Genomic DNA, 13,402 nt, shown 5'->3' with positions numbered 1-13,402 from the left:
GGTGATGGTCAGTTCCACCACGTTGCAGCCGGGGTCACCCGAAGGATTCGCGAAATGGGAGGCGCACCCCGGCGGCAACCACGTTGCACTGTTGACGGTGATGTCGGCGGTTGCGCCGCCGGCCGCCCGCACGTGCACGGGCACGCCCATCTCACCGACCGGGAACGGTGGATTTTCGGGCGTGGGGTCAGCCGAACCGGTGGGACACGAACACGCGGCAAAGACCGCGGCGACCGCGGCCGCGGCACCTACAGATTCCGCGCGCACCCCCAGGACGTTACCGCAACCCTGCCGCGAAAACGCGCGTCATCCATCGGCAGTCACCGTACGGAGCCCCCTGTCAGGATTGAACTGACGACCGCTCGCTTACAAGGCGAGTGCTCTACCACTGAGCTAAGGAGGCGGGGTCAAGCCGGGTCAAGCGTAATCGGTCACTCGCCGCTGTCGATCACGCGCGTTGAGCGCACCGGACGCGACGAAGGGCGTCGCCGGCCCGGCAGCGGAATGCGGTCGGCGATATTGCTCAGGGGGTTGACCACCATGGTGAGCGCGACGACGGCGTCCTGCAGCGTGGCGATCGCCGGTTCCAGCGCTTCCATCCCGGGCGTCAGCCGCGCCAGGGTGTCGGCGACGTCGGCGAGCTGATCCAGCGGACCGTGCTTCGCCGTCAGCTTGTCCACCAGCCCGCCCTCGCTGAGCAGCCGGTCGGCCAGCCCGTCCTCGGCCAGCAAGCGCTCGATCAACCCGTCCTCGGCGACCAGCTGGTCGGCCAGCCCGCCGGGCTGCAGCGTGCGGTGCAGGCCGCCGCCCTCCGCGGTGAGGCGGTCCAGCAGGCCACCCTCCGACGTCAGCATGTCGACGACGCCGCCCGGGCGCAGCAGCCGATCGATCGGCCCGTCCGGCGCGACGGCCCGTCCCAGCGGCGCGTCGTCGTCCAGCAGTCGGGCGAGCCGGTTGGCGCGCACGATCGCGTCGTCGATTCCGAGCATGGACGTCATGGCGGTGGTGCCGGCGGTCCCGCCGTCACCCAGAGCGCGTTTCGCCACCCCCACCGCCGTGCTCGCGACGGTCAGGCTGGCATCCGCGGCGGCGAGCCCGACTCGGGCCGGGGCGGTCGCGGCCGAGACGATCCGTGCGGCGAGGTTCATTCCACGAGTTTATTCGCGACGCGGCCGCACCGACTTGCGCAGGTCCAAGCCGATGCGAGGATTCTGGCAGACTACTATCAGAGTGTTGGCACTGAGCTTTCAGCAATCACACAACCTTCACATAGCTAACGTTCAACAAGAGGCAGAAGAACCTGATGACCGCGGCAACCCCCACCGAATCGAAACCGGAGGCTCGCGTCCTCGTAGTCGACGACGAGGCCAACATCGTCGAACTGCTCTCAGTGAGCCTCAAATTCCAGGGCTTCGAGGTCTACACGGCGACGAACGGGGCCCAGGCCCTCGATCGCGCGCGGGAGGCACGCCCCGACGCGGTGATCCTCGACGTGATGATGCCCGGCATGGACGGGTTCGGGGTTTTGCGTCGCCTGCGCGCCGACGGTATCGACGCGCCAGCGCTGTTCCTGACGGCCCGAGATTCGCTGCAGGACAAGATCGCCGGCCTGACGCTGGGCGGCGACGACTACGTCACCAAACCGTTCAGCCTCGAAGAGGTGGTCGCCCGGCTGCGGGTCATCCTGCGGCGCGCGGGCAAGGGCGGAGCCGAACCGCGCAGTGCCCGACTGACTTTCGCCGACATCGAACTCGACGAGGAAACGCACGAGGTGTGGAAGGCCGGCGAGCCGGTCTCGCTGTCGCCGACCGAATTCACGCTGCTGCGTTACTTTGTGATCAACGCGGGCACGGTGTTGAGCAAGCCCAAGATCCTCGACCACGTCTGGCGATACGACTTCGGAGGTGACGTCAATGTCGTCGAGTCCTATGTTTCGTACCTACGGCGCAAGATCGACACCGGGGAGAAGCGCCTGCTGCACACCCTGCGCGGCGTGGGTTACGTGTTGCGGGAACCGCGCTGAGCGCGCGCCCGGTCATCAGCGTTAGCGAACAATCATGGCCACACCGCATCGACGTGGATTGCCGCTCCGGGTAGGGCTGGTCGCTGCCACCCTGGTGCTGGTGGCGTGCGGGCTGGCGGTCTCGGGCATCGCGGTCACGTCGATCCTGCGGCACAGCCTCGTCACGCGGATCGACCAGACGCTGCTGGACGCGTCCCGCGGGTGGGCGCAGGCGCCCCGCCGGCAGTCGCCGCCGCCCTACGAGGGGCCCGACCCCGGCCGGCCACCGTCGAAGTTCTACGTGCGGGGCATCGGCATCGACGGCACTCCGTTCACCGCCATCAACGACCGCAACGCCGAACCGGCCTTGCCGCCCAACAACGACGTGGGCCCAAATCCGACGACGCTGCCGTCGGTGAACGGGTCGGACATCCAGTGGCGCGCGGTGTCGGTGCGCGGCCCGCACGGCCTGACGACCGTCGCGATCGACCTTTCCGACGTCCAGCACACGGTCAGCTCCCTGGTGTGGCTCCAGATCGGCATCGGGGTGGCGGTGCTGGTGGTGGTCGGCATCGCCGGCTTCGCTGTGGTGCAGCGCAGCCTGCGGCCGTTGTCCGAGGTCGAGCAGACCGCCGCTGCGATCGCCTCCGGTCAGCTGGATCGCCGTGTGCCGGAACGTGATCCGCGTACCGAGGTGGGTCGGCTTTCGCTCGCCCTTAACGGCATGCTTTCTCAGATCCAGGAAGCGCTCGCGTCTTCGGAGTCCTCGGCCGCGAAGGCCCGCGGCTCCGAGGAGCGGATGCGGCGGTTCATCACCGATGCCAGCCACGAACTGCGCACCCCGCTGACCACCATCCGCGGCTTCGCCGAGTTGTATCGCCAGGGCGCCGCGCGCGACGTCGCCATGCTGCTGTCGCGGATCGAGAGCGAAGCCAGCCGAATGGGGCTGCTGGTCGACGACCTGCTGCTGTTGGCCCGCCTTGATGTGCAGCGGCCACTGGAGCACAACCGGGTCGACCTGCTGGCGCTGGCCAGCGACGCCGTGCACGACGCACAGGCGATCGATCCGAAGCGCACCATCGCCATGGAGGTCCTCGACGGCCCCGGCACCCCGGAGGTGCTCGGAGACGAACCGCGGATCCGGCAGGTGCTGAGCAACCTGGTCGCCAACGCGTTGCAGCACACGCCGGCGAACGCCGACGTCACCGTGCGGGTCGGCACCGAGGGGGACGACGCGGTGCTCGAGGTGGCCGACCAGGGTCCCGGCATGACCGAGCAGGACGCGTCGCGGGTGTTCGAGCGGTTCTATCGCACCGACTCGTCGCGGGCGCGCGCCAGCGGTGGCACCGGGTTGGGTCTATCGATCGTCGACTCGCTGGTGCGGGCGCACGGCGGCGCCGTCACGGTGACGACCGCGCCCGGACAGGGCTGCTGCTTCCGCGTCACGCTGCCGCGGGTCAGCGAGGTGCCGGCGCCGGAGCCGGTTCACGCCAACTGAGCCAGGGCCGCCTTGATCTTGGCCTGCGCCTCGTCCAGGGATTCCGCCGACGGGTTGCGGTCGACGTTGGCGAAGCCGAAGTCGCTCAGGCGGCGGGTGGGAAACACGTGCACGTGCAGGTGGGGCACCTCCAGCCCGGCGATGATCACCCCCGCCCGCTCGGTCCGGAAGGCCTTGCACACGGCTTTGCCGATCAGCTGACTGACGGCCATGATCCGCGCGAAGGTCGCGCCGTCGACGTCCTGCCACTGATCGATTTCGGCCCGCGGCACGACCAGCGTGTGCCCCTGGGTCATGGGCTCGATCGTCAAGAACGCGACGACGTCGTCGTCCTCGTAGACGAAGCGGCCGGGAAGTTCACGGTTGATGATCTTGGTGAAGATCGACGCCATGGCCCCAGCATAGGGGCGGCGAAATTGCCGCCATGGTCGCGGTCGGCCTCACGTCACGACCGTGACGGCAATCTCGGCGATGAGTTTTGCGGGCTCCGACGGTCAATCCAGGCACGGCCCCAGAACGGGATGCACATTTAGGAGCTTCATGTCACAGGTGCGGGTGCACAACTTCTCGGTTTCCCTCGACGGCTTTGCCACCGGTAGCGGCCAAAGCCTGGATGCGCCCTTCGGGCACGCCGGCGGCCGGCTGCACGAGTGGTTCTTCAAGACGCGCACCTTCCGAGCGATGCACGGCGAATCGGGTGGCACTACCGGCATCGACGACGCGCTGGCCAGCCAGTGGGAGCCGGGCATCGGCGCCGAGATCATGGGCCGCAACAAGTTCGGGCCGCAGCGCGGCCCATGGACAAGCGGTGACGAGTGGAAAGGGTGGTGGGGTGCCGAGCCGCCCTTTCACACGCCGGTCTTCGTGCTCACCCACCACCCCCGGCGGCCGATCGAGATGGAAGGCGGCACGACCTTTCATTTCGTCGACGCTCGCCCGGGGCAAGCCATCCAGCTGGCCCGAGAGACAGCGGGCGATCTCGACATTCGCCTCGGCGGGGGGCCTTCGACCGTCCGCCAATTCATCGCCGCCGACCTGGTCGACCACCTGCACGTCGTGGTGGTGCCCATCGTCTTGGGGCGGGGGGAGTCGCTGTGGGAGGGGCTCGAGGAGTTCCAGCAGCGATTCACGGTGGAGTCGGTGAGCAGTCCCAGCGGCGTCACGCATCTGATCTTCACGCGCCGGTGACCGCGCCGCCGCGGCGTCACTCCTGGCCGAACTCCATCACGTCGAGGTTCCAGTAGCCGCGCATGTTGGTGATCAGCCCGGCGTCGTCGACCTTGTAGGTGAACACGCCGCGCACCTTGCTCGTCATGCCGCCCTCAAACTTGCTCTGCAGCACCAAGATATGAGCGATCTCGTTGGGCGAGCTGGACGGGAAAGTCTCCTCGCAGGTGATGGTCAGCTGATTCTTGGCGATGTTGTTGTCGAAGAACTCGCCGACGGCCGCCTTTCCGCGGACCCCCGTGCCGTCGGGATTGGTGACCGACTTGCCGATCGGGTCCTCGATGACTACGTCATCGGTCATCAACGCCAGCCAGCCGTCCCGGTCTTTGCCCTGAGCGCAGCGCCACGAGGACTGCGAAGCGGTCAGCGCCGGGGATTGGGCGGTTTGGGTCATCGTTGTTTCTCCTGTCACTAGATTGCGCACGCGGCGCGCGCGCCTTCCTCGGTGGCCTTTCGGATCAGCCCCAGCCCGGTGCAGTCGCCCGCCGCGTGCACCTCGGCGCCGGGCAACGCGGCGATCAGCGCGTCGAACAGCGTGGTGTCGGCCTCGACCGCGCCGGCCAGCACGACGCTGTCGGCCGGCAACCGCCGGGTGGTGCCGCCGGCGGGGGTGAACATCACCGCTTCGGGGATGATCCGTTCCACGCGTGCCCGCACGTGCACGGCGACGCCCAGCCGGTCGAGTCGATCCATGTGCTCAGTCTTGCGCTTGTTGCCCACTTCGGGCGCGATGTCCTTGCCGGATTCCAGAATCGACACCAGCCGACCCCGGCTCGCCAGAAACTCGGCCAATTCCAGGGCGACCAGGTCCCCGCCGACGATCGTGACCCGGCGCCCGACGGGCATCCAGGCGCGGCTGGCCAGCCGGACGGCGGCGGGCCGCACCAGGCGCTGCCGCCAGCCGCCCAGCGCGGACGCCCCGAGCCGCTGCCACGCCGGGGCGCCGGATTCCGCTTTGCCGCCCAGCAATTCACGCAACCCGGGCCCGGTGTGCACGTGCGGTAGGTCGGACCCGGCGATCGTCGGCACCGCGACGCGGCCCCCGGTCGCCACGATCACCGCGTCCGGGCCGGCGTCGACGACGTCCCGAGCCGAAATCTCGTGGCCGAGCTGTACTTGCGCGCCGCTGAGCGTGATCTCGTCGCGCAGGTAGCGCAGGAACGGCTGGTTCTCCGGATGCAGCACCGACGCCCAGCGCAGCGCCCCGCCCAGCGTGGCACTGCGTTCGAAGAGCGTGACGCGGTGGCCGCGTTCGGCCGCGACCCGCGCCGCCTCCAGCCCGGCGGGCCCGCCGCCGACCACCACGACCCTCTTCGCGCGCGCGGCGCGGGCCGGCGACAGTTCGCGCTCCTTGCCGGTGCGGGGATTGACGGCGCAGTCGACGGAGAAACGCTGTTCCATTGCGTCGATGCAGTTTTCGCAGGAGATGCATCGACGGATCCGGTGCTGGCGCCCCTCGAGCAGTTTGCGCGGCAGGTCGGGATCGGCCAGCAGGGGACGACCCATCGCGATGAAATCTGCACGCCCATCGGCCAGGATCCGCTCGGCGCGGACCGGGTCGTGGATGCGGCCCACGGCGATCACCGGCACGTCGACCGCCTGCTTGACCGCGGCCGCGGCGCCGACATTGAGCTCCTCCCCGTCGTCGGCGCCGTTGACCATGCCGGTCACCAGCCGGTCGATCACCCCGCCACTGACATGGAAGGCGTCGACACCGGCCGCGACGAATTCCGGTGCCAGCTGCGCGGTCTCGAAGATCGGGCGGCCACCGGCGACCCGTTCGTAGCCCGAGATGCGCAGCGTGATCGGGAGGGCGTCACCAATCTCGGAGCGGATCGCGGCGAGCGCGTCGAGCACCACCCGTGCGCGGCCACGCGGCGAATCGCCCCGGTACTCGTCGGTGCGGCGATTGCGTTGCGGCGCAAGGAACGAGCCCAGCAACATGTACCCGTGCGCGGCGTGCAGCTCGATGCCGTCGTACCCCGCCTCGACGGCCCGCCGCGCCGCGGCCTTGAACAAATCGAGCACCCCGCACAACTGGTGCTTGGTGATCTCGGCCGACGGGCGCCCCGTGAGGTAGGAGGGGATCACCGACGGCCCCAACGATGTGACACCGAAGATCTCGGGCCCCAGACCGTCCGGTCCGGCGTGCACGATCTGCGGCTGGATCCTGGCGCCGTGCTCGTGCACAACCTCCACCAGCGCCCGATGCGCGTCGACCGCCTCGTCGGTGGCCAGGTGCAGGCCCGCGGGCGTCTCGGGGTGTTGATGGTCAATTCCCGTGGCGCCCAGCGTGATCAACCCCACCCCGCCTCTGGCACGGGCGGCGAAGTAGTCACGGGTGCGCTGCGACGGCAGCCCGTCCGGGGTGCCGTACATGGTCTCCATCGGAGACATGACCATGCGGTTGCGCACCGTCATGGCGCCGATCCGTCCCGGCGCCATCAGGTGACCGAACCCGGTCACTCGGGACCAGTGGGTGGGGGAGTTACCGGTCGGCGTCCGTGTACCGGATGACGCCGCGAATGTTCTTGCCGTCCAGCATGTCCTGGTAGCCCTCGTTGATCTGCTCGAGGCGGTACTGGGTGGTGACCATGTCGTCCAGGTTCAGCTTGCCGGCCTTGTACATCGACAGCAGCTGCGGGATGTCGTACTGGGGGTTGCCGCCGCCGAAAATGGTGCCCTGCAGGTTTTTCTGCATCAGGGTGAGCATCGCCAGGTTCAGGTTGACGTTGGTGTCCAGCAGGCTGCCGATGGCGGTCACCACGCAGGTGCCGCCCTTCTGGGTGATGTTCAGGTAGTTGTCGATGTCGGCGCCCTGCAGCTCGCCGACGGTGACGACCACCTTATGGGCCATCAGGCCGTAGGTGACCTCCATGATGCCCATCAGCGCCGCGTTGATGTCGGGATAGACGTGCGTCGCACCGAATTTCAGCGCCTGATCGCGCTTCCACTCGACCGGGTCGATCGCGAAGATGTAGCGCGCGCCGGCGTTGACTGCGCCCTGCAGCGCCGCCATGCCGACCCCGCCGACACCGACGATGGCGACGTCCTGACCCGGCCGGATGTCGGCGGTGCGGACGGCCGAGCCGTAGCCGGTGGTGACGCCGCAGCCGACCAGGGCCGCCACCTCGAACGGCACGGACGGGTCGATCTTCACCACGGAGCTGCGGTGCACCACCATGTAGGGCGAGAACGTGCCCAGCAGCGTCATGGGGAAGACGTTCTGGCCGCGGGCCTGGATGCGGAACGTGCCGTCGGAGACCGCGGCGCCGCCGAGCAGGCCGGCCCCCAGGTCGCACAGGTTGCGCATGCCGGCCTGACAGGTCGGGCATTGGCCGCAGGACGGGATGAACGACAGCACGACGTGGTCGCCCGGGGCGATGTCTTCCACGCCCGGGCCGACCTCGGTGACGATGCCGGCGCCCTCGTGGCCGCCGAGGACCGGGAAGCCGGCCATCGGGATGCCGCCGGTGACGAGGTGATGGTCGGAGTGGCACATGCCCGCCGCTTCCATCTGGATCTTGACCTCGTGCGCTTGCGGGTCGCCGATCTCGATTTCCTCGATAGACCAGGGCTGGTTGAACTCCCAGATCAGTGCGCCTTTTGTCTTCACGATGGTCCTGACCCCATTTCGCCTTTGAATCGATCAGCGCTGCCCGGCGCCTTCATGCCGGACAACTTGGTGACGGGCGCCACAGGCACCCTTGTCGCGTCAGCATAGCGCGTGCAACAAATCAAATGCTTGGTTGGTCCGTCATCGGTCCGCGGTCACCAAATCGGGACGGGTGCCTGGCCAAGCGGGTAGTAGCCCGGCAGCTTTTCGCCGGCGAGGCTGCGCTCGATCCGCCTCTGCATGCCGGCGCTGAGGTCGCCGGACTCGATCAGCGTCGCGAACATCTTCGCCACGTGACCGAAGTCGAAGAAGTCGCGCTGCCACTCGATGAGGTTCTCGGCGTTGAGGCGGAACCAGCTGCCGCCGATGCCGTAGATCTCGTCCTGGGTGCCGTCGGCTTTGTTGACGATCTGCTTCCAGAAGCCGACGATCTCGCCCTGCTTCTCGTCGATGAGCACCTTCTGGTACTCGTACACCCAGTTCTCCAGGCCCTCCATTTCCAGGCCGAGGGCGATGTCGCGGATCTCGTCGACGCCGACGCACATGACGTCTTCCTTGGGGCCGATGTTCCAGCCGTAGGTGGCGTCGCGCGTGTAGAAGTCCGCCAACGGCCGCCAGTCACCGGCCTTCTCGCAGTCCTTGTTGGCTTGCAGCCAGCGGTCGACCCATGCCTCGAGTTCCTCGCGTGAAGCTCGTGATGTCATAAGTCAGTCTCCTGAATCTTCTTTGATGAACAGTGCATGCGTTGGGCACATATCGACCGCGCGCTCGACTTCGTCGCGGGCGTCTTCGGGCGGCTCTGGATCGGTGATCTCGACCTTGCCGCGCTTGGGCACCCGAAAGTAGTCCGGCGCCTCCAGTTCGCACATGGCGTGGCCCTGGCACAGATCCAGATCGACTTCGATTCGAAAACCCATGACTCACCCGGCTTTCCGCTTGCGGTAGCGCACCTTGGCCGGCCGGGCGAGCTGGACAACCATCTTGGAGTGGTCGTTGTGATAGCTATCGGCCGGCTGGGCCATCTCGAACTCGTACTCGCGCAACAGGACCGAGAAGATCGCCTTGATCTGCATTTGTGCGAACGCGGCACCGACACAGCGGTGTCGCCCGGCGCCGAACGGAATCCAGGTCCACCGATTGACGATGTCGGCCTGCTCGGGCTTGTTGTAGCGATCGGGCCTGAACGCATCCGGGTCGGGGAAGTCCTCGGGGATGCGATTGCTGATCGCCGGGGAGGCGGCGACGAAGTCGCCGGCGTGAATCGGAAAGCCCTCGACCTCGAACTCGCCCTTGGCGACCCGCATCAGGATGATCAGCGGCGGGTGCAGCCGCAGCGTCTCCTTGACCACGTTGTCGAGCTTCGGAATCGACCGCAGCGCATGGAAACTCACCTCCTGGCCGTCGGCGTAGAGCTCCTCGAGCTCGGTGAGCACCTCGGCGTAGATGTCGGGGTGGCGGATCAGCTCGATCAGCGTCCACGCCGAGGTGCCCGAGCTGGTGTGGTGGCCGGCGAACATCAGCGAGATGAACATCCCGGTGACCTCGTCTGCGGAGAACCGGGGGTTGCCGTCCTCATCCTTGATCGACACCAGCACGTCGAGCATGTCGCGGTCGGTTTTGTCCTTGGGTGGATTGGCCACCCGCTGGTCCATGATCTCCTGCACCAGCGCAACGAGTTTGACGCGGGCCTCGTCGCGCCGTTTGAAGCTTTCGATCGGCAGGTAGGGGTCGACGTAACACAGCGGGTCCGTGCCGCGTTCCAGCTCGTGGTAGTACTCCGCGAACCGGTGGTCGAGCTGGTTGCGGAACTTCACGCCGATCAGGCAGGCGGTCGAGGTGTAGATGGTCAACTCGGAGAAGAAGTCGAGCAGCTCAATCTCGCCCTGGGGTCCCCAGTCGGCGATCATTCCCTTTACCTGAGCCTCGATGGTCGCGGCGTGCCCCTTCATCTGCTCACCGCGCAGCGCCGAATTGTGCAGCATCTCCTTGCGCCGCTCGGGGCTGGCATCGAACACCACACCCTTGCCGAAGATCGGCGTCATGAACGGGTAGGCCTCCGCCTGGTCCAGCTCCTCGTCCGCCGAGCGGAAGAAGAACTCGTTGGCCCCCGCACCGGAGAGCAGGATGACGTGCTTGTCCACCAGCTGGAACCAACCGACGTCGCCACACTCGTCGCGGACGCGCTTCATCAAACCGATTGGGTCGGTGCGGAATTCCTCGAGGTGGCCGTGCTCTTCCTCGCCGCCGGAAACCCGCGGCACCGTGGCAGTTGTCGTCATGACGGCATTCCCTCTTCTCCCAGTGCGAGTTTTTGGCGATCCTTCTTGTCGGCCAACGGGGCTTCGGGCTGAAGCTCCATGTTCGCGATGAAGCCACCGCGGGGCGTCTCGGCGACGAACGTGATGGCGCGCGCCAGGTCCGCCGCGCGCAGGAAGTAGTCATGGCGCGCCTGGCCCCACTTCGCCCAGTCCTCCAAGGCGGGGCCGATCTTCTCGGCCGGCAGGCTCCAGCCCATCGAGGTTTTCGTCGGGCCGGGGTGCACGATCGAGGCCCGCACGCCGGTGCCCTCGAGCTCCATCTGGAAGTTGGTGACCATCGCGACCAGGGCGGCCTTGGCCGCCCCATAGGCCCCCATGTGCGGTCGCTGGCGCAGGGCCACGTCGGACCCGACGAAGATCAGGTCACCGCGCTGCCGCTGAAGCATGCCGGGCAGCACCGCCGCGGCCAGGCGGTTGGCGCCGACGAGGTGAATCTGCAGCTGCGACTCGAATTCATCGGTCGTGATCTCGGCGAGCTTGCCGAAGTAGGTGTCGCCGGCGCCGGCCACCAGCACCTCGATGTCGCCCAGGGCGTCGACCGCCTGCGCGACAAAGGATTTCACCGAGTTGGGGTCGGTGACGTCCAGGTGGAAGCCGACTGCCTCGCCGCCTTCGGCGTTGATTTTGCCGACGATGTCGTTCAGTTTCTCCACCCGTCGGGCGCCCAGGGCGACCGGGAAACCGTGCGCCGCCAGCTCGACGGCGGTGGCCTCTCCGATGCCGGACGAGGCGCCGGCGACGATCACCGGCCTGCGCTCGGGCAGGGGGTCAAAGCGGGGCATTCAGCGGACCTCCACGGTCATCGGTAGGTGAGCGAATCCGCGGACATTGCTGGAGTGGACGCGGACGGCGTTGGCCTCGTCCACCTCATATCCGCGGATTCGCTTGAACAACTCGGTGAGCGCGACCCGGGCTTCCATGCGTGCCAGATGCGCGCCCAGGCAGAAGTGGGCGCCACTACCGAAACTCAGTAGCTTGGGCCCGATTTCGCGTCCGATCAGAAAGTCGTCGGGGTCGTCGAAGACCCGTTCGTCGCGGTGGCCCGAACCGGGCAACAGCAAGACGACGTCACCGTCGGGGATGGTGGTGTCGTAGAGGGTGAGCCCCCCGGAGACGGTGCGGGCCAGGATCTGGCTGGACGTGTCGTAGCGCAGGGTTTCCTCGACCCATAGCGGCACCAACGAAAGGTCGGCGTAGACACCGGTGAGTTGATCCGGATTCTTGTGTCCCCAAAACGCCGCATTGGCAAGGAGTTTGGTTGTTGTCTCATTGCCGGCGATCACCATCAGGAACATGAAGCCGAGCACTTCGTCGTCGGTGAGCCGGTCGCCGTCGATCTCGGCCTGAAGCAGTGCGGTGGTCAGGTCGTCGGTGGGCTTGGTGCGCCGCTCGGCCACCATCTGCTGGTAGTAGACGATCAGGTTGAGCGACGCCTCGACGGCTTCCGGCGGCACATCGGTGACGCCCTCCTCGCGGTGCATCACGCCGTCGGCCCAGGCGCGGACCTGGTCTCGATCCGGCTCCGGCACACCCATCAGCTCCGAGATCACGTCCATGGGGAGTTTTCCGGCGAACTCGTCGACGTAATCGACCGCGCCGTCTTTCGCCTTCTGCAACATGGTGTCGAGGTGTCGTGTCGCGATCTCGGTGACACGCGGCTCGAGCTCACGAATCCTCCTGGGCGTGAACCCCTTTGACACCAGCGTCCGCAGCCGCAGATGGGCGGGATCGTCCATCGCCAGGAAGGACATCGTCTTGGACGCGTGCGGGCCGCGCGACGCCGGATCCAGTGAGACGCCGTATTTGTTGGACAGCGTCGTGCTGTTGCGGAACCCTTGCAGCACATCCTGGTGACGGGACAGCGCCCAAAACTTCAGGTCCTCATTGCGATACAGCGGAGCCTCGTCGCGAAGGCGCTTGTAGTACGGATACGGATCCTCATGGAAGTCGTAGTCGTAGGGATCGAGGACCAGGTCGTGGTCGCCAACGTGAACGGTCATCCGGTTTTGTTCTCCTGGCTAGTCTCTCCCGCGCCGGTCAGGATCAACCGCACGACATAGGCCAGCCTGTCGGCGATTTCGCGGTAGGTGAATTCGCCGCTGCCGGCCTGAACGAGCGCCCCGAAGAACGACATTTCCAGCGCCGAAACGGCGGTGGGGTCGGCGTCCGGGCCCATGGCCGAGGTGATGCGGCGGTGAATCTCGGCACCGATCCGGTCGCGCGCGGCGGCCACCGCGGGCTCCGCTCCGCCGCTGAGTAGCGCGGTCGTGCAGGCGGCGCTGACCTCGGGCTCGTCGGCGACCACCAGCGCCAGGTGGCGCAACGCCTGTTCCACCCGGTTGGGCATCGGGTCGTTGACATCGGTGAAGTAGGGGACCTGCCGCACCAGGTCGAGATAGACCTCGGCGATCAGGTGGTTCTTCGAGGAGAAGTAGGTGTACGCGGTCGCCGGGGCTACTTTGGCCCGGGCCGCCACCGCGCGCACCGTCAGGTCGGCGTAGGACTTTTCGCGCAGCGTCTCGATGCCGGCCGCAAGCACCTTGCGGAAGGTCTCCTCCTGGCGGCGGTTACGCGCCGGCCGGCCGGCCTGGTGTTCGGCCTGCGACGTGATCGTCACCAGTGCATCGCTGGACACATGTCCAAGCTATCGGACGGACGAGACCGGAAGCAAGCCCGGTCGGCAAAGATGCTCGTTAAGGTGCAATTTCCCGGCCGCAAACCGTCGGCGGCGGGATCGGGCC

At 67.3% G+C, this 13,402-nt stretch carries 13 protein-coding genes, 1 tRNA gene and 2 pseudogenes; 3 read left to right on the top strand and 13 right to left on the bottom strand.

The window, feature by feature from the left end:
• The 3 genes and pseudogenes from A5680_RS26235 to A5680_RS10280 all read right to left on the bottom strand — a co-directional run.
• A pseudogene (locus tag A5680_RS26235) lies at nucleotides 1–267 on the bottom strand (hypothetical protein); the annotation flags it as partial.
• A gap of 64 nt (nucleotides 268–331) precedes the next feature.
• Nucleotides 332–403 (bottom strand) — tRNA-Thr (locus A5680_RS10285).
• Between the two features lie 28 nt (nucleotides 404–431).
• Entirely contained in the window at nucleotides 432–1,148 is a 717-nt protein-coding gene (locus A5680_RS10280; protein WP_055403271.1) for a hypothetical protein, read from the bottom strand.
• 155 nt (nucleotides 1,149–1,303) lie between these two features.
• On the opposite strand from A5680_RS10280, the gene phoP reads away from it, so the two are divergent.
• Together phoP and A5680_RS10270 are read left to right on the top strand one after the other, a co-directional pair.
• A complete protein-coding gene (gene phoP, locus A5680_RS10275) occupies nucleotides 1,304–2,023 on the top strand; it encodes a two-component system response regulator PhoP (RefSeq protein WP_055403270.1) in 720 nt (239 codons plus the stop codon).
• A 34-nt stretch (nucleotides 2,024–2,057) separates the two neighbouring features.
• A pseudogene (locus A5680_RS10270) lies at nucleotides 2,058–3,516 on the top strand (sensor histidine kinase).
• Here the strand turns inward: A5680_RS10270 and A5680_RS10265 are convergent.
• Nucleotides 3,488–3,892 (bottom strand): HIT family protein, encoded by a 405-nt coding sequence (locus tag A5680_RS10265; protein WP_055403268.1) that lies wholly within the window; start codon nucleotides 3,890–3,892, stop codon nucleotides 3,488–3,490. The pseudogene A5680_RS10270 and the gene A5680_RS10265 overlap by 29 nt on opposite strands.
• A gap of 148 nt (nucleotides 3,893–4,040) precedes the next feature.
• On the opposite strand from A5680_RS10265, the gene A5680_RS10260 reads away from it, so the two are divergent.
• The gene (locus A5680_RS10260; protein ID WP_067818884.1) at nucleotides 4,041–4,688 is read left to right on the top strand and encodes a dihydrofolate reductase family protein; all 648 of its coding nucleotides are present in this window, start codon (nucleotides 4,041–4,043) and stop codon (nucleotides 4,686–4,688) included.
• Between the two features lie 16 nt (nucleotides 4,689–4,704).
• On the opposite strand, the gene A5680_RS10255 is transcribed toward A5680_RS10260, so the two are convergent.
• The 9 genes from A5680_RS10255 to A5680_RS10215 all read right to left on the bottom strand — a co-directional run bounded on the left by A5680_RS10255 (nucleotide 4,705) and on the right by A5680_RS10215 (nucleotide 13,296).
• Nucleotides 4,705–5,121, bottom strand: a complete 417-nt coding sequence (locus A5680_RS10255; RefSeq protein WP_067818878.1) for a ketosteroid isomerase family protein — start codon at nucleotides 5,119–5,121, stop codon at nucleotides 4,705–4,707.
• 17 nt (nucleotides 5,122–5,138) lie between these two features.
• Complete coding sequence (locus A5680_RS10250) at nucleotides 5,139–7,193, bottom strand: FAD-dependent oxidoreductase (RefSeq protein WP_067818875.1); 2,055 nt, start codon at nucleotides 7,191–7,193, stop codon at nucleotides 5,139–5,141.
• 22 nt (nucleotides 7,194–7,215) lie between these two features.
• Nucleotides 7,216–8,343, bottom strand: coding sequence for an NDMA-dependent alcohol dehydrogenase (locus A5680_RS10245; RefSeq protein ID WP_055403265.1), 1,128 nt, complete (start codon nucleotides 8,341–8,343; stop codon nucleotides 7,216–7,218).
• A gap of 155 nt (nucleotides 8,344–8,498) precedes the next feature.
• Nucleotides 8,499–9,047, bottom strand: coding sequence for a hypothetical protein (locus A5680_RS10240; RefSeq protein ID WP_067818872.1), 549 nt, complete (start codon nucleotides 9,045–9,047; stop codon nucleotides 8,499–8,501).
• Between the two features lie 3 nt (nucleotides 9,048–9,050).
• The gene (locus A5680_RS10235; RefSeq protein WP_055403263.1) at nucleotides 9,051–9,260 is read right to left on the bottom strand and encodes a ferredoxin; all 210 of its coding nucleotides are present in this window, start codon (nucleotides 9,258–9,260) and stop codon (nucleotides 9,051–9,053) included.
• A 3-nt stretch (nucleotides 9,261–9,263) separates the two neighbouring features.
• A complete protein-coding gene (locus A5680_RS10230; RefSeq protein WP_067818869.1) occupies nucleotides 9,264–10,622 on the bottom strand; it encodes a cytochrome P450 in 1,359 nt (452 codons plus the stop codon).
• Nucleotides 10,619–11,443 carry an SDR family oxidoreductase gene (locus A5680_RS10225; protein WP_055405618.1) on the bottom strand — a complete coding sequence of 275 codons (825 nt, stop codon included), beginning with the start codon at nucleotides 11,441–11,443 and terminating at the stop codon, nucleotides 10,619–10,621. The genes A5680_RS10230 and A5680_RS10225 overlap by 4 nt, the downstream gene beginning before the upstream one ends.
• A complete protein-coding gene (locus A5680_RS10220) occupies nucleotides 11,444–12,661 on the bottom strand; it encodes a cytochrome P450 (protein ID WP_055405617.1) in 1,218 nt (405 codons plus the stop codon).
• Nucleotides 12,658–13,296 carry a TetR family transcriptional regulator gene (locus A5680_RS10215; RefSeq protein WP_055405616.1) on the bottom strand — a complete coding sequence of 213 codons (639 nt, stop codon included), beginning with the start codon at nucleotides 13,294–13,296 and terminating at the stop codon, nucleotides 12,658–12,660. Before A5680_RS10215 ends, A5680_RS10220 begins: the two co-directional genes overlap by 4 nt.
• Nucleotides 13,297–13,402: the final 106 nt, after the last annotated feature.

Source organism: Mycobacterium sp. E2989 (assembly GCF_001667595.1).
Taxonomy (GTDB): domain Bacteria; phylum Actinomycetota; class Actinomycetes; order Mycobacteriales; family Mycobacteriaceae; genus Mycobacterium.
Note: the sequence above shows the minus strand (reverse complement) of the source record. Positions and strands in the feature narration are given on the sequence as shown.